The 21,855-nt window shown below is 58.2% G+C and carries 19 protein-coding genes and 1 tRNA gene; 11 read left to right on the top strand and 9 right to left on the bottom strand.

Going from position 1 to position 21,855, the window contains the following annotated elements; genetic code table 11:
* The first annotated feature begins 292 nt into the window (after positions 1–292).
* Positions 293–382 (top strand) — tRNA-Ser (locus NLY37_RS17695).
* A 121-nt stretch (positions 383–503) separates the two neighbouring features.
* On the opposite strand, the gene NLY37_RS17700 is transcribed toward NLY37_RS17695, so the two are convergent.
* On the bottom strand, positions 504–833 hold the full coding sequence (locus NLY37_RS17700) for a hypothetical protein (RefSeq protein ID WP_156933893.1): 330 nt from the start codon (positions 831–833) through the stop codon (positions 504–506).
* Positions 834–1,380: 547 nt separating this feature from the next.
* On the opposite strand from NLY37_RS17700, the gene NLY37_RS17705 reads away from it, so the two are divergent.
* From NLY37_RS17705 to NLY37_RS17745, 9 genes are all read left to right on the top strand, one after another.
* A complete protein-coding gene (locus NLY37_RS17705; RefSeq protein WP_023740917.1) occupies positions 1,381–1,908 on the top strand; it encodes a hypothetical protein in 528 nt (175 codons plus the stop codon).
* Entirely contained in the window at positions 1,898–2,344 is a 447-nt protein-coding gene (locus NLY37_RS17710; RefSeq protein ID WP_023740916.1) for a hypothetical protein, read from the top strand. The genes NLY37_RS17705 and NLY37_RS17710 overlap by 11 nt, the downstream gene beginning before the upstream one ends.
* Before the next feature lie 540 nt (positions 2,345–2,884).
* Positions 2,885–3,091 (top strand): helix-turn-helix transcriptional regulator, encoded by a 207-nt coding sequence (locus NLY37_RS17715; protein ID WP_031245942.1) that lies wholly within the window; start codon positions 2,885–2,887, stop codon positions 3,089–3,091.
* 12 nt (positions 3,092–3,103) lie between these two features.
* A complete protein-coding gene (locus NLY37_RS17720) occupies positions 3,104–3,472 on the top strand; it encodes a hypothetical protein (RefSeq protein ID WP_023740913.1) in 369 nt (122 codons plus the stop codon).
* A gap of 451 nt (positions 3,473–3,923) precedes the next feature.
* The gene (locus NLY37_RS17725) at positions 3,924–4,154 is read left to right on the top strand and encodes a hypothetical protein (RefSeq protein ID WP_023740911.1); all 231 of its coding nucleotides are present in this window, start codon (positions 3,924–3,926) and stop codon (positions 4,152–4,154) included.
* On the top strand, positions 4,139–5,674 hold the full coding sequence (locus NLY37_RS17730) for a virulence-associated E family protein (protein ID WP_245270774.1): 1,536 nt from the start codon (positions 4,139–4,141) through the stop codon (positions 5,672–5,674). Before NLY37_RS17725 ends, NLY37_RS17730 begins: the two co-directional genes overlap by 16 nt.
* 98 nt (positions 5,675–5,772) lie before the next feature.
* Positions 5,773–6,114, top strand: coding sequence for a hypothetical protein (locus tag NLY37_RS17735; RefSeq protein WP_023740909.1), 342 nt, complete (start codon positions 5,773–5,775; stop codon positions 6,112–6,114).
* 82 nt (positions 6,115–6,196) lie between these two features.
* On the top strand, positions 6,197–7,081 hold the full coding sequence (locus NLY37_RS17740) for an AbiJ-NTD4 domain-containing protein (protein ID WP_050588389.1): 885 nt from the start codon (positions 6,197–6,199) through the stop codon (positions 7,079–7,081).
* 207 nt (positions 7,082–7,288) lie between these two features.
* A complete protein-coding gene (locus tag NLY37_RS17745; RefSeq protein ID WP_031245938.1) occupies positions 7,289–7,510 on the top strand; it encodes a hypothetical protein in 222 nt (73 codons plus the stop codon).
* Between the two features lie 16 nt (positions 7,511–7,526).
* Here NLY37_RS17745 and NLY37_RS17750 read toward each other — a convergent pair whose 3' ends face one another.
* The 6 genes from NLY37_RS17750 to NLY37_RS17775 form a co-directional block, all read right to left on the bottom strand.
* The gene (locus NLY37_RS17750) at positions 7,527–8,897 is read right to left on the bottom strand and encodes a hypothetical protein (RefSeq protein ID WP_023740905.1); all 1,371 of its coding nucleotides are present in this window, start codon (positions 8,895–8,897) and stop codon (positions 7,527–7,529) included.
* A 119-nt stretch (positions 8,898–9,016) separates the two neighbouring features.
* Positions 9,017–9,589, bottom strand: coding sequence for a recombinase family protein (locus tag NLY37_RS17755; protein ID WP_245270772.1), 573 nt, complete (start codon positions 9,587–9,589; stop codon positions 9,017–9,019).
* An 89-nt stretch (positions 9,590–9,678) separates the two neighbouring features.
* Entirely contained in the window at positions 9,679–10,164 is a 486-nt protein-coding gene (locus tag NLY37_RS17760) for a hypothetical protein (RefSeq protein ID WP_023740903.1), read from the bottom strand.
* A gap of 534 nt (positions 10,165–10,698) precedes the next feature.
* Positions 10,699–11,958: a hypothetical protein gene (locus tag NLY37_RS17765; protein ID WP_156933892.1), complete on the bottom strand. Its 1,260-nt coding sequence runs from the start codon at positions 11,956–11,958 to the stop codon at positions 10,699–10,701.
* Positions 11,959–12,033: 75 nt separating this feature from the next.
* Positions 12,034–13,269, bottom strand: a complete 1,236-nt coding sequence (locus NLY37_RS17770; RefSeq protein ID WP_023740900.1) for a tyrosine-type recombinase/integrase — start codon at positions 13,267–13,269, stop codon at positions 12,034–12,036.
* A gap of 426 nt (positions 13,270–13,695) precedes the next feature.
* The gene (locus NLY37_RS17775) at positions 13,696–14,148 is read right to left on the bottom strand and encodes a BA14K family protein (protein ID WP_023740899.1); all 453 of its coding nucleotides are present in this window, start codon (positions 14,146–14,148) and stop codon (positions 13,696–13,698) included.
* A gap of 509 nt (positions 14,149–14,657) precedes the next feature.
* Between NLY37_RS17775 and NLY37_RS17780 the strand changes: the two genes are divergently transcribed.
* Complete coding sequence (locus NLY37_RS17780) at positions 14,658–15,056, top strand: hypothetical protein (RefSeq protein ID WP_023740898.1); 399 nt, start codon at positions 14,658–14,660, stop codon at positions 15,054–15,056.
* Between the two features lie 904 nt (positions 15,057–15,960).
* Here the strand turns inward: NLY37_RS17780 and NLY37_RS17785 are convergent.
* Both NLY37_RS17785 and NLY37_RS17790 read right to left on the bottom strand, forming a co-directional pair.
* The gene (locus NLY37_RS17785; protein ID WP_156933891.1) at positions 15,961–20,400 is read right to left on the bottom strand and encodes an autotransporter outer membrane beta-barrel domain-containing protein; all 4,440 of its coding nucleotides are present in this window, start codon (positions 20,398–20,400) and stop codon (positions 15,961–15,963) included.
* Positions 20,401–20,701: 301 nt separating this feature from the next.
* Complete coding sequence (locus tag NLY37_RS17790) at positions 20,702–20,857, bottom strand: hypothetical protein (protein WP_156033724.1); 156 nt, start codon at positions 20,855–20,857, stop codon at positions 20,702–20,704.
* Positions 20,858–21,855 lie beyond the last annotated feature (998 nt).

Consider the following 21,855-nt stretch of genomic DNA (forward strand, 5'->3'; position numbering starts at 1 on the left):
CCGGCCCTGCCGCCTTGCCCGTGCACACCATTCAGAACCGAAGCGCCTTAGAAGCGGAGCCGTTCAAAGCCCCGCGAAACGATGCATGGCCGGCAAAGCGAATAGACTGCCGTTATGGCTTGGCATTCGGCGCCGGATCGACTAGATGAGCCCCGCGCCTGTTTGATTGACGGGCGCCGGGAAGGGCATCCGCTGGTTGGCGGTGTCCATCAAGCGGGTCTTCCCGCAAATCCCAAAGGGATGCATCTCCCCAACCCGCGTGGCAAAACCGGCCGGGCGCGAATGCAAGGACGGAGAGGTGGCCGAGTGGTTGAAGGCGCACGCCTGGAAAGTGTGTTTACGGGAGACCGTAACGCGGGTTCGAATCCCGCTCTCTCCGCCATTTATCGGAAATAAAGGAATAAAATCAACAATTTAGAAAAAACCGCGGTGGTGACCAACATTTCTACCCACAAAGGAATATATTCTTAGATGTCGCACGGCGCATCAAAGGAGGGCATGCCTTAGACCGGGCGTTTTGGCTTCTTATGCTGCCCTGGTTTCGGAGGGGCTTTCTGAGAATTGCGATCGGGTTGAAGTTGGATGGTCAGGTGATCTCGATCGTCTGGTCCGCGACCTAGCCAAGCATCTGCATCAGCGCTGCGGATTGCCTCAATTGCAGATTGCCAATTGGACCGCGCCGCTGCCCAGTCGTGGATAAGCCCGACAACTGTTTTTGTTTGCTTGTCCAAAGAGGACTTGGTGTAGGTTGTCCCTGAGCCGCGCAAGCCACCTTTTTTTGCTGCCATGCGCATCCAGATTGGTACATCCCCGCTATCCAGCTTAATTGCCATGGGCTGACTGTGTACTATTGGAATGCGGGCTTTGGCGTTGGCCTTGGCTGTCGTGTTGACGAGTTTGTCGAAGCGGGCTTCCCGCGCTTCTGAAATAGGACGTCACACGTCACCATCCTCAGATCGCAGCTCTTCAAAAAGAGCATGCACTAAATCCAATTTAGCGCGCATGGCGAGATTGGCTGTGACGGCCATGCCCGTCCTCAGGCTGGTGCATAATAGGTCGTGGATTGCACTGTCGATCTCCCGCTCAGCGCTCCCCACGCGATAATGAAGCGACCGACAGCTCGCTCCACTTTTACGTCGCGTGCGGGCAAATATGGTTCATCACTCATGTCAGAAAACTCCTAAAGACAAAGACCAGGATAAGGGCGATGAGGTATTGCGCCGCTTGTTTGAAGACGCCGCCTTCACCGCACGATAAGAAGTCCCAGCCCAAAGAGAAAGCTGAATCAAAAGACCGGGAGGTGAAGGTAAGGCCGCCCGGTCATTGACTCCGCACCCACTGGCAACACAGGATGAGGATTGCTTGTGGAGGGGAACGGCAATGCTTCGCGCAATCATATTTGCTACCGTGGCTTCATTTATCTTTTGCTCATTCGCAAAAGCGCAGGAAGATGGGCCGACCATTATCCCTGAACGCCTTCAGAAGATTGCGCTAACCACTCCGCTGGCAGACCGTCTACACGTAAAATGGGGCGCTGCATCACCAGAAAATATTGGTCAATACATGGGCCTCCTGGCGGCTGTGAACCAAGTGGCAATTGTAGTTGCCATGAAGAATGGGCGCGAAACTCCCTCGGATGAGGACTATTTCGCTGGTCTTGCCGCGTGGTGTCTGTTCCCGAATAAACCGCCCATAGCAGAGTCATATTGGCCGAAGGCATACGGCGCTTTCGGGAATGATAAGGTGAGGTCGGAAATTCGCGCGGCTGTTGGACCTTTGGTAAGTCAGTTTCCCGCCTTCATCGCAAAAGGCGAGGCCCAACAGGAAATTGATGCGAACTGGCCAAAGGATCCCAAAATGTATTTCAGCGACGTGTTAGATCTTGGAAGTTTAAGCGATGTCAAGTGACAACTTTCCTATCCCTGACATAGGACTTCTAGCGATTTGGCTACTGTTTTTGAATTGGCATTGGATAGGGTACAAAAATAACGACAGCATAGACACAAAGGATGAGAGGGAACTTGGCGCGACTGTAATTATGGGACAACTCGGCGCGATTATTACCGGCTCTTCAGTTATCTTGGCAGGATTGGGGGCATTCGTCGCGTTGTCCAAATCGCCAATCGAAGATGCCGCTAAGTACCACTTGTTCTATGCAACCCTATGGGCGGTATGGGCACTCGGGATATCAGTTTTTACGCTTGGCGTTCTTCCGGCCAGCACTCCTAAGACAAACTTCGTCCAATTGAAAGGCGTCGCTTTCCTGTCGTCCATGTCGTTGTTTTTCTGTCTCGCGGCAAGCGTGCGCTTTCTTTTGGCAGTTTGGGTAATATTATTTCCTTGATCGCTTGCGCGATCGTTTGAATGCCACCGCCTTCTGCTTAGGCGTGATCGGCTTCACCAATCCGCCGATAGGCATGGCGCTTGCCTTCATCGTTGCAAGCAACCGGTCATGGCGCTCGGGGTAGACACCAACTATGCCGCGCTTGAACCAGATAACATCCCCCAATCGCGTTTGAGGCATTGCCTCGGCACCTTCGGAGCGAAAGCCGGGCTAGCGGTGCATTGGAGAGCAAGCCGTACAGGTCTGGTATGGCTTTAGTGCGCGGCACAAAGCCCATACATCCGACTCCCCGCGCAAGTGCCCCAGGTGAGACTCCGCCTCCGATCGCTACTCACTGGGAGTCCCGGAGGAAAACAGAATCCAAGAATCCAAATAAAAAGGCAGTTCAAAGTATGGCTCCACGTTGCGCGACGTTGTGTCGCAGGGAAAACCTAGGGGACAAAAAAGGACAAACGGCCATTTCCGGGATTTTCCACGCGAAATTGTTTGGTATTATTGCATTGTTCATTGGCGATAGTGCCGGACATAGGAGAAAAAAACATGAGCACTGGAAGTAATACTTTCATCCGCCGCCCAGATGTCGAAAGACTCACTGGGCTAAAGACCAGCTCTCTGTACGAACAGATGAAGGAGGGGAATTTTCCCAAGCCGATCAAGATCGGGGCGAAGGCAGTCGCGTGGCGGCTCGCGGACGTGACCGAATGGCAAGAACGCAAGATTGCCCAGCGCGATGCGGCAGCGGCATAAGGAGGAACGCACATGGCCGACGAAACATCTTTCAGCGCCCTCAAGAGGGGCATCGCCGCGGACCCGAAAGCCCCCGCACCCTCGGCGCCGCGTCGTGGCAAATATTATGAGTCCTTTGTCGACTTCATAGCCGACGAGGATTTTTATAAGGGTGCCCACAAGAACGAGATTCCTTATGGCGCGGAGCCTTGGCGCGGTGAGATGCAGGAAGGCAATAGGCGCGATCTGGACCTCCAGCGCGAAACACAAGCCAAGCAGCAGCGGATTAAAGCCGCTGGCGCACCGCACCTCCTTGTCGCCATGGCGGGGGAAGACGGCGAGGTACGAGACTACCTGATCGGGCTGATCGACGGGAACGGCGATGTCTCTGCCAAAGGTTAGTGAGCCGGAGGCGGAGGTTCGTCGCATTCTCCGCAGCCTTCGCTTCTCCCCTAACGGCCAGCACCATTTCGCCGAGCAGATCATGGCGCATATGCGCCCTGACAACGTCAGCGCCGTGATACGGGTACTCGCACTGCTTTGCGAGTACCTGGATGTCGGGGAGGAGTTCGCACGACAGGTACTGGCACACCCGGACCATGGGCTGCGCGAACTCAAGGCGCAGCCTGAGGTGAGGCAGATAAGACTGGTGCTCGAAACTTCTCGGGCTTCGGGCGTGGAGCCGCCTCTCGATCTAATGGTGTGCGTCCGCGATCTATCGGCTCTGGCCAAGCGAGAACTCCGACGACGTGGCCTCGGATACCTCCTTGAGGAGCTTCATTGAGTCAGGGGGCCGCGAGATTCCCCCGCTCGCGGTGGAAATCGTGCTGGCGAGATGAAAGGAGCCCGAACGATGGCAACGATAATCAACCTCAATGAAGTGCGGGCGGCGCGGCAGCTGCCGCCAGACCTGCCGATCGATGAGGCGTTTGTGGAAGTGTGGCAGCCCATCTTCGAGGCGCTGGAACTCGTGGAAACCATTCAGTTGCCGAGGACGGCGCGAGCGCGGGAACTGCTCCTGCGCGGATTGGCGGTGATGCTTGAGAGGGAACAGAGGAGATTGGGCCAGTGCGCGAAGCCATGAAAACGAAGTATTTCGATTGGGAAGTGGTGGGGCCGCTCACGGAGGAGGATCTGGCGGCGCTGACGGCGGAGACCGAGGCGGAATGGAGGGCGTTTGAACGCGGGCAAGAACAGCCGACGGGGCGCGGCAACGGACCTCTGGTAAAGATGTTCGCGGAGCAACTGACCCGGAAGCAGCAGGCGTCCGCAGTCTCTGCCCCAGCCAAGACGGCGGATGCCACATCGGGACTTAGTCGCGTCCGAAATCCCAGCGGCATTGTGGCTTCACTGGACAATGCGGTGATGGCCATTCGGAAACTTGGAGTAATTTTTCAATTCGATGAGTTCCGACAGAAGGTCATATGCGAGGGCATGGAAGGGCGGGTCGGAGTGACGATGGATGACATCGTGCTGCACGTGCGCCGAGCGGTGATAGAGACGCTTGGTTTCGATCCTGAGCCATCGCACACGCGGGACGCGATCCGCCTTCTGGCACAAGAGAATTCCTTCAATCCGGTGCTCGATAGGATCGAGGCGCTTCCGTGGGACGGGGTGCCGAGGATCGATACTTGGTTGAGCGCGTATTTGGGCGCAGATGACAACGAACTTAATCGGGCCTTCGCGCGAGCGGTCTTGATTGCTGCCGTTCGAAGGGCGCGCCGCCCCGGTTGCAAATTTGACTGCGTGCTGGTGCTGGAAGGCCCGCAGGGGCGCGGTAAGTCGAGTGTTCTGAAGATCCTGGCCGGGGGCGAAGATTTCTTCTCGGACGAAATCGCTATTGGTGTGAGTTACAAGGAGCAACAGGAGCTCCTTCAGGGTAAATGGATTGTCGAACTCCCGGAACTGGCGGGTCTGCGGAATGCCGACATCAGGGGAGTGAAACAGTTCGTTTCGAAGACCCATGATCGGGGGCGGCCAGCGTTCGGGCGCTCTGTGGAGGAGATGCCCCGCCGGTGCATTTTCATCGGCACCACCAATGACTCTCAGTATCTCCACGACGCGACCGGAAACCGGAGGTTCTGGCCAGTGGCGGTGGGCAAGATTGATCTGCAAGGCCTGGCTGAAGACATGCCCCAACTTTGGGCAGAGGCCGCGGAGGCAGAACGTGAGGCGCTCGAGCCAATTTCGATCCCGGAAAGGCTTTGGGCAGCGGCGGCGGAACGACAGGCTGAAAGGGTGTCGGGCGATCCGTGGGAAGATTTGCTGCTGAGCGCCCTTCCCTCCCATGCGAAGCTTGCGGAGGGCGAACTGCGGATTTCAACGCAAACTGTCTTTGAGAAGGTCATGAACATTGATATGCGGCAAGCGCGGATGGCCGACTACCGGCGCCTCGGCAATTGCATGCGCAAGCTTGGCTGGAGTGGCCCAAAGGTCCTCCGGCTCGATGGCTCTAATGTAAAGGGCTACTGGAGAGCGCCCCTGACGTTGAGCGATGCTATGGCTCTTGGGTGTGCGCTACCGGTGTTACCGGTCGCTACCGGTAGCGCCATAGACCTTTCCCCCGGATCATCGTTTCCATTCACAACGGTTTTAGACCGGTAGAACCGGTAGAACCGGTAGAACCCATTCAAAATCAACGGTTTAATCGCTACCGCCCCGCTACCGCATCTACCGCTTTAGCGGGCAAAACGAGGAAGAAAATGGCCGAACCTGAAATTAGCAAAGCGCTTCAGAAACTACTCGACATCATGACTTCGCCAGACGTGGCGGTCGAGCGATCGATTGACGCAGCCAAGGCTATCATTGAATATGAAACGGTGCCGGAGGTCTTTGACCTAACGTACCAGTTCTTGATGGGCGTGGCACATGACCCCAAGACAGATGTTGGGCTCCAACTGGAGGCGCTGAAGCTCATTCGAAAGGTCGAGGCCAGGCGCGTGTCACCCGGAACCACGAAGGGCGCGGACCCGATGGAAGGCCTTGGCCTACGGCTGGAGGCGGCAAGGCTGCGGGCGGAGGCGAAGCGAAAGGCGGTGAACTAATGCCCAGCTAAAAGCAGCCGTAATCGAACTTCCCCAATACATGCTGGAAATGCTACCCCATAAGTGAAAACGGGGCAGCAATATGATTGACGATCCAGAACTGATCCGGCGCCGGGGGATGACCTTTGCACAGGCCGAGGGTGCCGAACCCCTGCCATCGCAGATGAAGCAGAAGGAAATCTCACCGGAACTTCGTTCTCGATTGTGGGCGACGATTATTGCAAGCGTGCCATCGGGGCTGAAGAATGCAGTTCGTCCATCACTAGGCAGAGAAGTTTATGGTGAATGGGAAAACATTTTATTCGACATTCACACTTATGTAGACATGAAGCCTGCCGACGAATTTGACGCCGACTATGAAAAAGTGATGGGAAATCTAAAGTATCTAATTTGGGAGACTAACTATATCAGCGTTTTCGGCTTCTTGCAGGAAGTCATCCGTCATCCGAAATGCCCTAGCGAATTCACCTCATCGGTTGAACGAGAATTACGGACCGCCAGAGCGCCCTATCGTATTGTAGCAAAGACGATCATGCCTTTTGCTTCGGAGCAAGAGGCAGCTGCCGTTGCCACCGCAATCGAGACGACCAAGAACGCCAATTTCGCTGGGGCCTATGAGCACCTTAAACAAGCAGCCGAAGCCTGCACCAAAGGCAACTACCCAGACTCAGTACGGGAGAGCATTCATGCCGTGGAGTCGGTCGCTCGAATGCTCGACAAAGATGCCAAGGAACTCTCTAGTGCATTGGCTGCACTCGAGGCGAAGAGCGGTGTTCACGGCGCACTCAAACAGGGTTTTTTGAAGCTGTATGGATATGCCAGTGATGAAAAGGGTATCCGTCACCCGATGTTGGAAAGCGGCGCTCCGAACGTCGACGAAGTCGATGCTGTATTCATGCTGTCGGCCTGCGCATCGTTCGTGTCATACCTAATTGGCAAAGCGAGGGCATCGGGGCTGATCGCATAGCTAACCGAAAAGCGCGAGCGCCTTAGTCATCCCTCCACACCACCCGCCTCTCCCATCTGATCTCCACCGGCCGCCGAAACCGGATCGAGACCAGTTCCTCCCCGACCGGGTGAAAAATGAGGAACATATTCCTTGACGGTCAAGGGTCTCTTGACTCTTTAGTTCTCATTTTGTTCAGTGTGTGGTGAGCGCATTATGGAGGGAAGAATGGCTGCGCCGGAGGATTGGGAGGTCGAAGGGCATGCGATCTCACTTACTGTCGAGATCAACATCGAGCGACCCCTGATGGAAGAGTGCCTAGCCCAGACCGTGCTCTCACTTAGAGAGGTCGCGGACCGGCTTGAGCGAGGCGAAGAGATGGGCGAGATCGCCGACAAAGACGGAAAGCCAATTGGCAATTTCGATAGTCTGCCGGAGATGAGAGACTAACGTTTCGCCACCGATGCTAGCCCGCAGCGGGTGTAGTGTGACCCGCATTGTGAGTGCGCCGCCACAAACCACCAAGCCATCTTACCCGACTGAATCGAAAGATCCTATTTCGCTCGATCATCACGAAAGCTGCACGTGCGCATAGGCCTACCAGCAGGAAATGCAGAAAGAGGGCGAAAAACGTTAGCCAAGCGAGATAGTCATCGTCGCCGCTAGTCACCACAGGAAAATCACCGGTCAGTATCCCATAGGGAGTGATGGCTCTTCCAAATACGACCAGAGACAGTTGGAAGACCGACGGGTAAAGCGCGTACACAATCGCGGTGCATGCAAAGGGCATCAAGGCCCACGCGTATGCAACAATGACACCTGGAAGGTCCGCCGTATCGATAGGAGTCCACACCTTGCCAAACAGGCTGTGGCCCGCCAACCTTCGCAGCTGCCTCCAAAGGTAGTAGGAAACCGCCACTAACCAGAGCGGGACGGCGCGCAAGAAATCTCGGGAACTCAAATTGATCCCGCCCAAAGATGTCTTCTGGCGATCCTGATCATAAATATTAATAATAGATGCACTCAAATCTTTCGTGGAGTAAAATTTACCATCCATCGATGAAAGAAGATCGGCGGAAAGCAATTCGACGGCCCTGCTATCGATTACAAACAATCCTTTGTCATTCGGAAAGTACTTCCTGATCCTTGGCGGGATCATTCGATCCTGATCTGCTCTATCCATGTTAAGTTTCGGGTCGCTTGACCATGGCTCAATTGAAGGAAAAACAGAGAGATCACTGCCCCGTACGCCAAAACTTACCAGATCCTTACCTCCAGGAAATATCAAAGCGTAGAAACGATCACCTGTTCCGTACTGGCAATCGTTGTCGAAAATAACGTATCTGATAGACCTACTATATATTTCACTCCAGTTTCCAAAATAGAGTGGTGCATACGACCAAACGAAGAAATAGTCATCTGGCTGTATGAGAAGGGCATCACAACGCCTTGTTGCTGAATAAGGCATTGGTATATTTTCTACCACCTCTCCGACGCCCGCTTCCCTAGTGCCGAATCTCCTGTCCATTTCCTCTATAGCTTTATCGCTTCGACCATTATCTTCTGGGGTAAATCTGTAATTTATAATTGCGTTATATAACTCGCTGTACTGCTCTCCCAGCTGAGGCGAAAATTTATGCAAATCTTCGCTCGTTGCCTTTCGCGTTTTATAAACACCCAACCCAATGTCCTTTAAGGCGATCAGCATCGATACCGATGACTTCTTCACTTGGTCCTGGTTTCTGTGGATCTCGCCGATAGAAAGATACAGAAAAGCCGCCGTCGCCAGAACGATAGCTAAGAAGGCATGTCGAGCCGCAGTTACATAGCCATCCATTGTACATCCAAGCTCGGCTGGAAAAATCCAGTCTACGCCGCCTCCCGCAGGATACGAAATACTCCCGCCGCCAATCCCCAACTTTGCTGCTCTGCCATGTGCCTTCAGCCCGCGCCTTGTCAGCTTCCGGCTTGGTGCTTGATCCGCTGCACAGTGCCGACGCTAACGCCATACTTGGCTGCAAGGGCGCGAACGCTTCCTTCATCACGAGCGATTGCCTCCTCCGTCGCCTTGGCCACGCGAGGACGGCCTAGCTTCTTGCCCTTCGCCCGCGCCGAATTCAGCCCTGATTTGACGCGCTCGCTTATCATCGCGCGCTCGAACTCCGCGAACACACCCATCATCTGAAACATGGCCTTGCCTGCAGGCGTGGTCGTGTCGACGCCTTGCTGATGAAGGAAAAGGTCAACGCGAAGCGCGTGGAGGTCGGAGAGGAACGCAACGAGGCCCTGAAGTGAGCGGCCCAACCGGTCAACGCTCCACGCCATCACAACGTCGAAGCGCCGGCGGGCAGCATCTTTGCAGAGCGCGTCGAACGCGGGGCGCTTGGCGCTCGCTCCGCTGACGCCGTGATCGCGGAAGACCTGGACAATTTCCCACCCCGTGCGGGTCGCGACTTCCCGCAATTCGCGCTCTTGTCGGTCGGTGGTTTGCTGGTCGGTGGATACGCGGAGGTAGAGTGCGGCGCGCATGGCGTTCGCCCTTTCCATGATGTGGCATAGCGTTCAACCGGACGGCCCGCTTTCACGAGCCGCCCAGCTGAACATTCGTGATGCGCGGGTTAGATGGTTAGCTCGAACTCGGTCGCAGCCTTGGCGGCAAGCGATGCCTGATGGGCAGTCCTAGCCTGAGCGTCGAGGCGGTCGCGTTTAGCGTTGGGAAGACCCGTGAAAAGCCCCATGAGGAACTTGTTCCGGTCCTTCGCGTCGGTCTGCTCATACCGAGCCTTGCTCTCGGGGCTGAGCGCGTTGCGAACCATCTGGCGGATGAACCGAACGTGCGGCTCTTCCGCAGGACCAGCCGTCCTGCCGATCGCGCCCTCGATCAGCCGCTTGCGCTTGGCGTCGAAGGCGGCGCTGGCCGCCTCCTGACTCTTCGCGCCCGCGTATGCGTCCTGCAGAGATTGGAGCGCGAAGCCCATCAGGTATTCAACCGAGGCGTCAGGAAGGGCTTGGCCGTCCAACGTCCATTTGCCCTTTTCGACGGCCAAAGTGGCCTCGCCTAAATGGCCGAACTCGCGATGTGAAAACGTGCGCGTGACTTGCATAGCTATATCTCCGTTAAATGGTGCGGCTGCGCCGCTTTAAGTGACTGAATTTACTTGTAAAATGTCGCTCTACTATGCCCAGCAGTCAAGCGCGATGTGCGAAAAACAAATGGTTTTTGAACGCAAAAATGACAGGCTCAAAAGCCCGGATTTGCGCCCTTCCGGCGCGAGCGTTTCGGAGGGGTTTTTTGAACACGGATCGCGAGGGCTGCGGATCGGATCGGAGGCGTGGATATGGCGTATCGCGGCGTGTTGGCGATCATGGCGGATGGCGCGCGGGGCGACCGCGAACGCCGTGGCCGTGGGCGGGCCGTGTACGCGCGTTCAACGTCATCGGGCATGTCATGGCCGGGCACGGCCCGGCGCGCGTTGTGGGCCATGTGTGGGGCGCACATCGATATGGCTTTTGAGGACCCCCACCCCCCTCATTCTAAATGGAGTAAGAGGGGCTTTCGCTGATGCCACCCCCCGGCCATCCCCACACCAGGTCCCTCGCAAATTTTATATGGATTTTGCGCAGGCCACCGATTTCAGTTATGAGCCAAACTTGAGATAGGCCAATATCGCGCCGAAGATCGCAACAGCAGTTGAAATTGTCCAAGCTATGATCTTATTCGATGTGAAATCTTTGCGTATCCAATTTCTGTGAGGTCTGGTCACGCGATACACATTATCCATATAGTCTAAAGAATCATACCCTCGGGTTTGGATAGAAACATAGTAGTCCTCCTTGGAGTCACTTTCTAGTAGGTAAGTTTTCTCCAATGCACCAACCGATCTTTCCAATGAGAATTCCTCAGCCAAAATTCTCCAAGTATTAGTTCCGGTCACGGTTTTGGGTAGATTAGCCTTCTCGCTCAAAAATGGCATACACAAGAAAAGCAAAAACTCAGCCCGCTCGCGATTGTCAGAGCGAATATCACGGTATTTCTCGACGAATTTCTGCAGAGCTAGGGCATACTCTAGAAATCGAAATCTACGAATGTGCTCTCGGTTTATATCCCGAGCTAGGTCATCACCACCACTAGGATATACAGTTATTACGCCCTGCTTGCTGATCATTGAAAGCACAGATTTCGCGTATTTTACATCCATTTCCTTGTTTTTTTCGAAAATTTTCTGAATTAAATAATCGCTCGCCCGATCAAAATGCTTATTGTTTATCAAAAGCCCAACCAATTCCTCCTTTGTGTTGTCTCGCCAAACCTCGAAATCGCTCTCTCCTACAGGCGCTGACATTAACATTGCGGGCTTTGCTGAGTAAGAATTAGATGTTGGATAACCAGTCAGTTGACCGGTGCTGATAATTCCAATCAAACAGTCCACCACCAGAGGCACCCAAGGGTGGTTTTCAAGTTGGCGATAGGCGAAAAACTCTTCTGTTGATCCTCCTATGTCATCGACCAAACGTACTTCCACGCACAAAGTGCCGGGTCGGTAAAAGCGTAAATTGAAGTTGTACCGTCTCGGCGATGCGCCAGGGGAAGCTTGTATTGTGAGCTGCTGGCTGCGCCCAACAACCTTCCCGCCCGTTTCCCGGTTTATCTTGCGGCCAATTTCCTGCCAAACCTCGATATAAGGTTTGACCACCCACGGGCGATACGCGCGTTCAGACACAACACCGAGAGGCTTGAGGAAGCCTGGATTTGGCTCAACAGAGACTACGTCGCTCTTGAGCAATCGCTCTTCGAGCTCCGGTCCCACCCAGGCCAAAACTATCCACGAATATTCCATCTGAAGGCTCACAAAGGTGTGGGCGGCGGGGGTTGAACCCGCTGCCGTAGCCCCTACCATCAGGCGCCCACTCGAAGGTTTAGGTTCCTAAAAACGGGGTAGAGCATATTCGATCCACGGGCAAGCCTGCTGCGATTACCGCGCAATGGAAGGTGCGTTGGTGAAGCTAGCCCAAGCAGTCATTACCTTGCGCCGTTTTTCCAGCATGTCGCCACGCTGATACGCCGCTTCCGTTTTATCGGACAGAACGTGCGCCAACGCCGCCTCCGCGAGTTCGCGCGGGAAGTTCGAACGCTCGGCTGCCCAGTCGCGGAAAGTCGAGCGGAAGCCGTGGACCGTCAGGCCCTCCATTCCTTCCATGCCCCGGAGGAGTTCCAGCATCGCCATATTGCTGAGCGGCTTCCCGGTTCGGGCGCCGGGAAACAGGTAGGGGCTGTCCGCCTCGCGTGGAACGCTCTTCAAGATCTGGAGCGCGCGATCCGAAAGCGGGACGCGGTGCGGACGGCTTGCCTTCATGCGCACTGCCGGAATCGTCCAGAGCTTGTTGGCGAAATCAATCTCGCCCTCCATCACGCCGATAGCCTCACCTGTGCGCACAGCGGTCAAAATAGTGAACTCAAGCGCACGAGCCGAGATGCTTCCCATTGAACGGAGCTGAGACATGAATGCGGGCAGGTCTGCATACGGCATTGCCGCGTGGTGCTCGACCTTGGCAACTTTCGACCGTGCCGGAAGCAGCTTGTCGAGATGGCCGCGCCACCGTGCTGGGTTGTCACCGCTTCGGTAGTGTCGGGCCTTCGCCCAATCGAGCACCAATTCTACGCGACCTCTAACGCGGGTGGCTGTTTCGGTTTTCGTCGTCCAGATCGGCTCTAGGATTTGCATCACGTGGGCGCTGTCCACCTTTGCCACCGGCAAGTCCCCGATCACAGGCCACGCATAGGTTGTGAGCGTATTGCGCCACTGCTCCGCATGTTTGGCGTTCTTCCACCCAGCGGAGTGCGCCGCGATGTAGCGCTCCGAAGCCTGCTTAAACGTCACGCGCTTGGCATCCTCTGCCCGAAGAGCGGCCTTCTTCTCCTTCCGAACTTCAATGGGGTCTATGCCGTCTGTGACCTTCTGGCGGGCGTCGCGTGCTCGTTCCCGTGCTTCTTTCAGGGAGAAGGTCTGAACGTCGCCAAGCCCCATGTACCGGGCCTTGCCGGCGAGCATGAAGCGGAAGAGCCAGGACTTGGTGACTTCGCCGTCTTGCGCCCCCTTCGCGGTACTTTTCGCCACTTGCAGATAAAGGCCGCCGCCGTCACCGTAGGTGCCAGGCTTGGTTTTCTTCGCTACCTCGACGGCGCTTAACTTGTTGATCGACCTGGCCATCCGCCCGCCCAACACTATTGTTTTGTGGTGGGCAAAATGTACCTACAATTCAACCCACAAACAAGCATTGGATTTAGCCGGAATTGAGCAGAACTGTTCGGATCGATTTAGGCTGTTTTCCCGATATATTTGTTGGGTTTTCGGCACTCGGCGGAACCTGTCATGAGTGCGGCGGACGGACGCTCTCTCCGCCATCGCCGTTGATTTTATTGTATTTTTTGACTATTTATCGATCTGCCATAACCGAGGAAACTCGACGGTAGCAACTCTCCGGAACCTTGCCCAGCCGGATATCTTGAGTCTCGTGGCGGCGGAGCATTTGTTTGTCCCTCACAGCGATGTCGGGTCTCGTAACCCTAATTCGCCGTCACGCCTCACACAAAGAAAAACCCCGCCGAAGCGGGGTTCTCATTTCGGTCAAAAATCTCAGTAGGGAGAATTGCACTCCCGACGAGGGCCGTAGTTCGGCTGGTAGGTGTTGTCCGAGGCGCGGTAGCTACGGTAATGATCGTAGCACCACTGCACATGCGAATCGCCACCCCGGTAGACGCGATGGTTGTTGTTGAGCGCGCCGGTAATCAGGGCGCCGGCAATGAATGCTCCGGCGGGGAACCAGAAATCGCCGTGGCGGCGATAGCCGTGTCGGTAATGGCGCGAGCCGCGATGGCCGTTCCAGTAGGGGCCGTCATTGTTGTAGCGCGAGGAATTGCGATCGCCGCGATGCTTCATCCACGGCTTGTAGTCCACCGCCTGCACATCGGACGACGCCGAAGGCGCCTGCGGCGTGAACATTTGCGCTGCACCTGCAGGCACAGCGGCGGTGGCCGCGAACGAAACTGACAGCGTGGCCGCCAGCATACCCGATACAATCTTATTCATGATCTTCTATCTTTCCGTTGCCGTCCCTTATGGGCTTTAAACGGTTTAAGAGCGTTCCGGTTCCGCCCGCCTGCCACAACAAAACCCCACACTTGGCGGGGTTCTGTCGTTTGCGATGCGGAGCGGTTAGGCGGAGAGCTTCGCAACCATCTCCGGAGTCAGAATGCAATGCGCCCATGCCTCGTCATCAATCGGCTTTAGGCTGTCCGCCAAGATCTATCCCGATTGGGATCCACGTTCATGAAGGATCGCACGCCGCAAATCCCGCGGACCTTGCTGGTCCTAACCCCTCCCATAACCATAGACGGCAAGATTTGGTCTTTGTGGGTTATCATTGCGCCGAGTTCGAATTTCCACGCTCGCTTAGTGGAGAGCTACGTAGCGCCGAAGCGGAAGACGCGACTTGTCGACAAGGCGTAGATCCCATGGTTGGCGGGGAGCGTTGGGCGTGTCCTTGTGCCGGCGCAGGGATGATGATTTGCTGCGATTCAACAAAGCGGGGGAACGCCATGGCGGACACGGTTATGAAGGCTCCGGTTCTGGATGTAGTTTTAGCATCTGGGATCGACGCCGCCTTAGGCACGGTGTCGGTCACATTTGGATCAATCGACACAAAGAGATTCCAACTCGATTTCTCCGCACAATGTGTTCCTTTGGCAATTGCTGCCCTCTCGGCCGAGATGGGAAAGCTCGTCGCCACTCTTCCTGCCGAAATGACACCAAAACTGCAGGGCATTTCTATAACGAGCACTCAACTGGCCATGAAAGAGGACGGCACTGTAGCCATCTTTCTCCGATTGGAGAGTGGAGCGGAACTGCCGCTTGATTTTCGGTTGGACGACCTCACCCGCCTGCGCCAACAAATAGACGAAGCGCTTACGCTGGCGGATCGAAAGACCCACCACTGATATAAGCTTCGTCCCGCTCTACATCCGCGCCTTGTCATCTCGCTGGTTGCTGCCGGCGTCTGGCGATTCCGGCAGCGCGATATAGTGGGCATGGCTTCCTGCCCCTGCTGGCCGGGCTCGGCACAACCGGGCTTAATGAAACAAACTGCGACATAGCGCGTTGAGGCTCATTCGCGGAGGGAGCTTCAAAAATGGATCCGGTAACGGCTGCTGTGCTAGTTTTGCTTTCTTGCAGCCCCGGCCAGGGAGTCTGCGAACCACTCGGTACATCACCGGCCGTTTTCGGATCCCTTGACACATGCCAGTTGACGCTAGCGAGGAGGCTCGCGGACGCGCCCAACGGAGAGATTGTCGGTCGATGCCGTTTAATCGATCCGATGGCTACAGGTTCCGTTCCCGCGGGATACAGGACCATTGTCGTCACGCGGGGCACAGGGGCGGATTCGGTGAGCCGTCGCTATATCGTCCCGCACAAGGACTGAAGCCCGCGACATCGCCCGCACCTCTTGCGTAGGGGAAAGAGGCGCGGGGCCGACCGGCTGTTTTGCCTTGCGCAAACGCTTTCGGCTGGCAAGTTCATCAACTGGCTACCCGCAGCAGCAGTTCGGGCCGGGGTTAATCTCTACGATGGCCGCGTCTATGGGCCTGGCGGCGAAGGCTTCATCCGCCTGAATGTCGGCTGCCCGCGTCCTCTGTTGCGCCAAGGACTGGAACGCATGTCCAGCGCGCTGGCATCCCTGTGATCGACCGCCAGGGTGCTTCGGATGCGAGCCTGGTACTTGATGCCGGCAGCCGGTAAGGAAACGTCCGAGGGCGACGAGCCGGGTGGCCCGCAAGTCCGGATTCCATAGCCGTGCCGGACACGACCCTCAAGCCAAAGTCGACATGTCCAGCTTGATCGCCGCTACCATTTCACAGCGAACCCGAGCTTGGCGCCCAGGGCGTGGCTATCGCCGAAATCCTTGAGGCTTGTCCGCGCTGTCCCTTCTCCGAAGACGGCGTAGCGACCGTCCGCCCAGCTCAGCGAGCCACCAAGGCCGACACCGCCCCACAGCGCCTGATTTTCGCTGACCAGTTTCGTGCCGGACACATCGACATCATTTCCGTCGAGGAAGTCATAGTAGAGGTTGCCGAGCCCGTAGATGTGGGTGCGGCTGACTTGCCCCGCATCGTCCACCCACTGGTCTTCATAGTCCGCGGAGAGGCCGAGGCGACCGACGAGGCTGTTGCTGCTGCCGGGCGACACGACGGCGCCAAACGGGTCGGTGAACGTGTCGAAGTCGACGGAGGAATAGGCAAGCTGGGCCTGCGGCGTCAGCGACCAGTTGCCGTTGAGGGCGATCTTCTGTCCGGTCTCCACGCTCAGCCCGTAGCCGAAACCGTTGTTGCCGTCCGCAAGCGTGGTGCCCAGCGTGGCCGACCGGATGTCACTGTCGTACCATGTCGCCTCAGCCTGCGCGTCGACGTAGAAGCCACCGCTGCCGAACCAGGTGAGCGTGCTGCCGACGCCGTAGCCGGTGGCAGCGATCGACCCTGCCCCGAAGATCGAGGAGACGTCCGACGACGCGGTTCCGTAGTGGGCCGTAATCCCTCCGATCAAGGTGCCGGCGTCGCTTTCGTGCAGCAGTCCATCGACGCCGGCCTGCAGCTTCCAGGTGGTCACGTCATAGTTCGTGCCGGAGGTCGACGTCTCCGGCTTGATCTCGGCATGGGCAGCCTCGATGCGCGCCCATATCGCCTTGCCGTCGACCGAGCCCTGGCCTGGCAGGTCCGCACCTTGCGGCGTAGCACCCTCGCCCCACGACCGATTGCCAATGCGCTGCTGCATGGTGCCCAGTTCATTGAAGGCCTGCAGCACCCCTTCATAGGCCTCGTACAGCGGCACGCCGGGCGAATAGAGCGGCTGCGGATCGGGATCGCCGTTGATCAGGGCCGAACGCAGATACCAGTCGCCGTCGGCCGGCGTGCTGACGCCGTTCTTGTAGAGCCTGTATGCGTAGGCGCCCGCGACGACCGCTGCATCGCCTTCGAAGGTATAATTGCCGTCGAGCGAGAAGCTGCCGTTCGAGACGCCGCCGACGTCGACGATCTTGATGCCTCCGACCGTTTGGGCGCCCGACCCGCCGAAATTGACGACCTGAAGGGTACCCGTCCCTGACGTGTTGCCGGCGATCACCAGCATGTCTGTCGGCGAACCGTCACCACCGAGCGCAGCGTTGAGAACGACGGCGCCGCTATTGCCGACATAGTCGCCGCTTACGGTAAGTGTGTCGCCTGGGACGCCACCCGCGATGCGCACCGTTCCGGCGTTGCTCAGCCCCGCAATCGTCTGGGACGTGCCGGCAAGATCGAGCGTGGCGCCCGAGGCGACGGAAAACTGCGAGGAGGAACTGAACGCGTTCGCAGCGCCCGCGGCAAGCGTGCCGCCGCTGACCGTAGTGGCGCCGGTAAAGCCTGAGTTGTCCAACGCAAGCAGCAGCGTGCCTTGGCCGTCCTTGATGAACGTACCGGCGCCCGAGAGCACGCCGGCATAGCTGGCGGAGGCGACTTGGTCGAATGTGAAGGAGGCGCCGGCGCCGATCGCGACATCGCCACCTAAGCGCTCGGCTGCCGAGACGAGGCCGCCTTGATTGACGGTCCAGTCCAGCAGCGACGTGCCTGACAGCGTCAGCACGCCGGCGCCATCCTTCATCATTGCGCCGGTGCCGGAGATATCGCCGGCGAAGCTGGCGTCCGCCGCCTGGTCGAACACGACAGTGCCGGAATTGCCGATGTCGCCACGAATCGAGGTTGCATCGCCGACCAGCGTGCCAGCGCTGACCAACGTGTTGCCGCCATAGCTGTTCGTTCCCGTAAGCGTCAGCGTGCCGGCGCCGGTCTTGGCAAGGCTGCCAGCGCCAGAGATCGCACCGGACAAGGTCAGGTCGGCCACAGTGTCGAAGGTGCCGCCGGCCGACGAATGCGTGACGTCGCGCGCCGAGCTGAACGCCGCTGTGTTGCGCAGCGTCCCGCCGGAGAGCGTCAGGCCGCCAGCGGCAACGCCGAGATTGTTGTCGGCTGAAACAGATAGCACGCCGCCCAGGACGGTGGTGCCGCCCGTGTAGGTGTTGGCGCCGGACAGCACCAGCGTGCCCGCATCGGTCTTGGTCAGGCTGCTGGTCCCGGTTAGCACGGAGGCGATGGTGGCGGTGTAACCTGCTCCGGCCACCGTGCCGTCGCCGACCCGGATGATGCTCTCGCCACCGGCGCCGGCGAGCGTGACGGAGTCGCCCTCGATGCCGTAGCCATCGGCAGCGAACTGCATGCCGGTAACCTCCAGCGCGCCGGCGCTGTCGTCGGTGGTGACGGTGCCGCCAAGCGTCTGGAAGATGGCGAAACCGGGTTGCGGCTTCATCGCGCCGGTCACCAGGCCGGTGCTCGTCGTCCACGTCGGGCTTGCCGCAGTCCACGTGCCGTTGCCGCCATCGACCAGCTCGTTGTTGGCATTCCCGGCCGCGTCACCGTCCCAGAACAACAGGTCGTTACCGACACTGCTGATAAGATTGACCTGGTTGGCGACAGAAGTCTGCACCGTCAAATCGGCCGCCGTGACGCCGGCCGGCAGATTGCCGAGTTCGAGACCATTGTCGGTGAGGGCGCCGCCATAATTGATGAGCCGGTAGACGCCAGGGCCAAAGCCGCCTACATCGGTGATGTTGAGGCTGCCGTCCAGCGTCAGCGCTCCGGTCACCTCGATCAGGTCGTTGACACCGCCGCCGACAATTCCTGCCTGGCCGAGCTCGTAGTCGAGCATAGAACCGGAGCTCAGGCTGAGCGATCCGACCGTAAGCGTACCCGGACTGGAGCCGGGGGCCAGCACGCCGCCATCGGCGACGATCACCGCGCCGCCTATCGAGCCGGAGCCGCCCAGCGTGCCGCCGCTGTTGACCGTCGTTTCGGTATTCCCAAGCGAACCTTCGACGACGAGCTTGCCCCCGTCGACCGTGGTACGGCCGGAATAGGTGCTGTCGCCGTTGAGCACCAGGGTGCCGGCGCCCTCCTTGTAGACGCCGCCCACGCCGCTCAGCTCGCCATTCGCGGTCAGCGTCGTACCCGCCGCCGCGCGGAAGTAGCCATAGGCGGAAGTGAGCTTGACATCGCGGCTCATGGCGAAGCTTGCTGTCGTGCCGAGTTCGCCGCCGTCGAGTGTCAGCAGGCCCGTAGCGGCACCCAGATTCTGGTCCGACGCGACCGAGATGCTTTTGCCGGTCCCGACCTTGGTGCCGCCGCTGTGGGTGTTGGCACCGGTCAGCGTCAGCGTGCCGAAGCCTTCGATGTCGACGCTGCCCGAGCCGGAGATATTTCCGCCGAAGGTGTGGGGGCCGAGGTCGAGAAACGAGACAGCGCCGTTGTCCAGGATGTCGCCACGGATCGCCACGGTGTTGCCGGCAAGCGTTCCTGCATTGACGATGTTGCCACCGGTATAGCTGTTGGACAAATTGGTGACGTTGAGGGTGCCGGCGCCGCTCTTGACCAGTGTGCCGGTGCCGGTCACCTGGCCTGACACGTCCAACTGCGTGCCTGCCACCGTGTCGAACCCGCCGGTCGAATTGATCAGGACATTGCGATTGGTGGCGAAGCTGGTGGTCGTGCGCAACGTGCCGCCGTCGAAGGTCAAGCCGCCCGAGAGGGCGCCCAGATTGTTGTCACTCGAAATTTGCAGGGTCCCGCCGGACAAGGTCCAAGGCGTGACGGCAGTTGTCGTCCCCGTTAGGGTCCAGGTGCTGTTTCCGGTTTTCTCGTAGAACCCAAACCCGTCATATTTGGCGCCAGCGCCGATCTGCGACACACCGAAACTGGCGCTGATATCGCCACCCAGCTTGAATGTATCCGCGGCGCTGAAAGCGACCACATTGCCTGTGATGGTGGAGCCGGCCTGAATCTCCAGCGAATTGACGCCGCCGGTGAACTGGATGGCTTTGCCGGCTGCCGGCGTTCCGCCACCGGTGCCGACGGCACCGCCGCTGATCGTACCCGCATTGATGACCGCGATGTTGGCGCCCTTGATCCCTGCGGCGCCATCGCCGCCTGCCAAGGAGCCCTGACCGCCACTGCCGCCAACGATCGTCGCACCTAGCTTGTTGATGACGGTTCCACCTGAAAGCAGCAGAACAGCGGCGCCACCGTCCCCACCGCCGCCGAGAACTGTTCTTCCACCGGCACCCCCGAGCAGATTCCCGCTGTTCTGGATTGTCCCGCCGCCCATCAGGACGATGGCAGCTGCGCCGCCGCCACCACCTGCTTGGACCCCAATGGTGGAAAGACTCGTGCCGCCGGTAACGCTGCCGCCCGCCTCTACAAACACGTTTGCGGACGAGAATATGCCGACGCCGCCACCACCGCTGCCGCTGTTGCCATTGTCCCACCTCGGCCGCCAGTGCCACCACTCACCGATCCTGTGCCAGTGACTGTAACGTCGGCCGTGGCACTGACGCCCACACCGCCACCGCCACCGCCGCCGCTCCTGACGACGCCATTCGTGCCAGGGGAGCCCAAAGCGCCGGCCCCGCCGCTGATGCTGGTTGCAATGGTCCCGTCTGTCGAGATGACCAGACCCGTAGCACCAGTGGCACCGGCAACGCCATTTGGGTTGTTGGCTGTCCCACTTACCGCTCCCGATCCTCCTGGCGCCCCGTCACCCGTCGTGAGGTCAATGCCGCCACCACCGCCACCAGCGGTCGCGCCATTGGCGGCATTCTGACCCGTGGCACTCGCGAGCGCGCCGTCAACGCCACCTTGTCCAGCGCCTGCGCTGCTACCATTGCCGCCATCTGCCCGAGCCGGCGCGGCGCTCAGCGCAAGGGCAACAGTTAGGATCGTCAAGGTGGAAGTGCTGGAGCGAAGCGACACGACTTGCGGCAAGCGCGCGAGATGCAAAACCCAAAACCCATCACGCGCAATCCGCTCCGCCATGCCTAAGCTCCCTGATTCCTGAGTGCGCGAAGGCAGCATGAAAGCTATTCGCCCGCAAGAAGTTTATAGTCATGAGAGCTACCAAGAAGCTAACGGTGATCAGTAAAATGAAGTCTGCGACTTTTGAGCGACAGAAAATAGTCAATATTAGATATAGCTTATTAAACAGAGACCTTACGGAATCGCGAGAACAATCTCGCTGCATCAATTTATGCGGAAACGTTCGGACCTCCTGGGCTCCAGCCGATCCCATCGGGCGGAGGTGAGTTTCGCCTCTACGGGGGCGATGAGGCGCTAGGCTGCCCCTTGAGCGACCCCTCACTATCCTGCAAGAAGTGATTCTGTAATCGACTCCCACTCTGCGTCTAGCTTGCCAGTTGCCACAGGCTGCCCGGCGCGGCGGTACCAGTAGGCTGCATTAGAAAGGTCGCCTTCTTTGCGGTGCAGATAGGCATGAACCCATACAGAGGCCGGATCAGATTCGTTGGCCTGCACACACTCATGCGCCCGCTCCCAATCGCCCTGTCTATCCCACCATAGAGCGTGGAGCGCCATCCCAAGATTCGCCGGGGGCTCTACTCCCTGAAGGGTCGCACGGAACTCGTCGATGTCCATAGTTACCTCGCCTCTGGCTACGCCGGTCCTGTCCCGTTCCGTGCAACGAAATGCGCCCTCTGCCGGTGATTTGCTCTGCCGACTTTAGCAATGGCTCTGGCGATCTTTAGCGGAAACGGGGTTTTCGCTCGGCAAAGGCCGCATCAAGGGCTTCCAATTGACGAATGCTCGTCGCAGGGCTGCTTCGTGCTTCTAAGCTTCATGGACGGCAGAAGCTGCTACGGAAGCCAAA

This window comes from Mesorhizobium sp. C395A, from assembly GCF_030323205.1.
GTDB lineage: Bacteria > Pseudomonadota > Alphaproteobacteria > Rhizobiales > Rhizobiaceae > Mesorhizobium.

What these genes read in the sequence shown, in the direction of transcription:
- NLY37_RS17700 (WP_156933893.1), bottom strand. Translation starts at nt 833, where the DNA reads ATGGCAATTAAGCTGGATAGCGGGGATGTACCAATCTGGATGCGCATG.
- NLY37_RS17705 (WP_023740917.1), top strand. Translation starts at nt 1,381, where the DNA reads ATGCTTCGCGCAATCATATTTGCTACCGTGGCTTCATTTATCTTTTGC.
- NLY37_RS17710 (WP_023740916.1), top strand. Translation starts at nt 1,898, where the DNA reads ATGTCAAGTGACAACTTTCCTATCCCTGACATAGGACTTCTAGCGATT.
- NLY37_RS17715 (WP_031245942.1), top strand. Translation starts at nt 2,885, where the DNA reads ATGAGCACTGGAAGTAATACTTTCATCCGCCGCCCAGATGTCGAAAGA.
- NLY37_RS17720 (WP_023740913.1), top strand. Translation starts at nt 3,104, where the DNA reads ATGGCCGACGAAACATCTTTCAGCGCCCTCAAGAGGGGCATCGCCGCG.
- NLY37_RS17725 (WP_023740911.1), top strand. Translation starts at nt 3,924, where the DNA reads ATGGCAACGATAATCAACCTCAATGAAGTGCGGGCGGCGCGGCAGCTG.
- NLY37_RS17735 (WP_023740909.1), top strand. Translation starts at nt 5,773, where the DNA reads ATGGCCGAACCTGAAATTAGCAAAGCGCTTCAGAAACTACTCGACATC.
- NLY37_RS17740 (WP_050588389.1), top strand. Translation starts at nt 6,197, where the DNA reads ATGATTGACGATCCAGAACTGATCCGGCGCCGGGGGATGACCTTTGCA.
- NLY37_RS17745 (WP_031245938.1), top strand. Translation starts at nt 7,289, where the DNA reads ATGGCTGCGCCGGAGGATTGGGAGGTCGAAGGGCATGCGATCTCACTT.
- NLY37_RS17750 (WP_023740905.1), bottom strand. Translation starts at nt 8,897, where the DNA reads ATGGATGGCTATGTAACTGCGGCTCGACATGCCTTCTTAGCTATCGTT.
- NLY37_RS17755 (WP_245270772.1), bottom strand. Translation starts at nt 9,589, where the DNA reads ATGCGCGCCGCACTCTACCTCCGCGTATCCACCGACCAGCAAACCACC.
- NLY37_RS17760 (WP_023740903.1), bottom strand. Translation starts at nt 10,164, where the DNA reads ATGCAAGTCACGCGCACGTTTTCACATCGCGAGTTCGGCCATTTAGGC.
- NLY37_RS17765 (WP_156933892.1), bottom strand. Translation starts at nt 11,958, where the DNA reads ATGGTAGGGGCTACGGCAGCGGGTTCAACCCCCGCCGCCCACACCTTT.
- NLY37_RS17770 (WP_023740900.1), bottom strand. Translation starts at nt 13,269, where the DNA reads ATGGCCAGGTCGATCAACAAGTTAAGCGCCGTCGAGGTAGCGAAGAAA.
- NLY37_RS17775 (WP_023740899.1), bottom strand. Translation starts at nt 14,148, where the DNA reads ATGAATAAGATTGTATCGGGTATGCTGGCGGCCACGCTGTCAGTTTCG.
- NLY37_RS17780 (WP_023740898.1), top strand. Translation starts at nt 14,658, where the DNA reads ATGGCGGACACGGTTATGAAGGCTCCGGTTCTGGATGTAGTTTTAGCA.
- NLY37_RS17790 (WP_156033724.1), bottom strand. Translation starts at nt 20,857, where the DNA reads ATGGTAGCAGCGCAGGCGCTGGACAAGGTGGCGTTGACGGCGCGCTCG.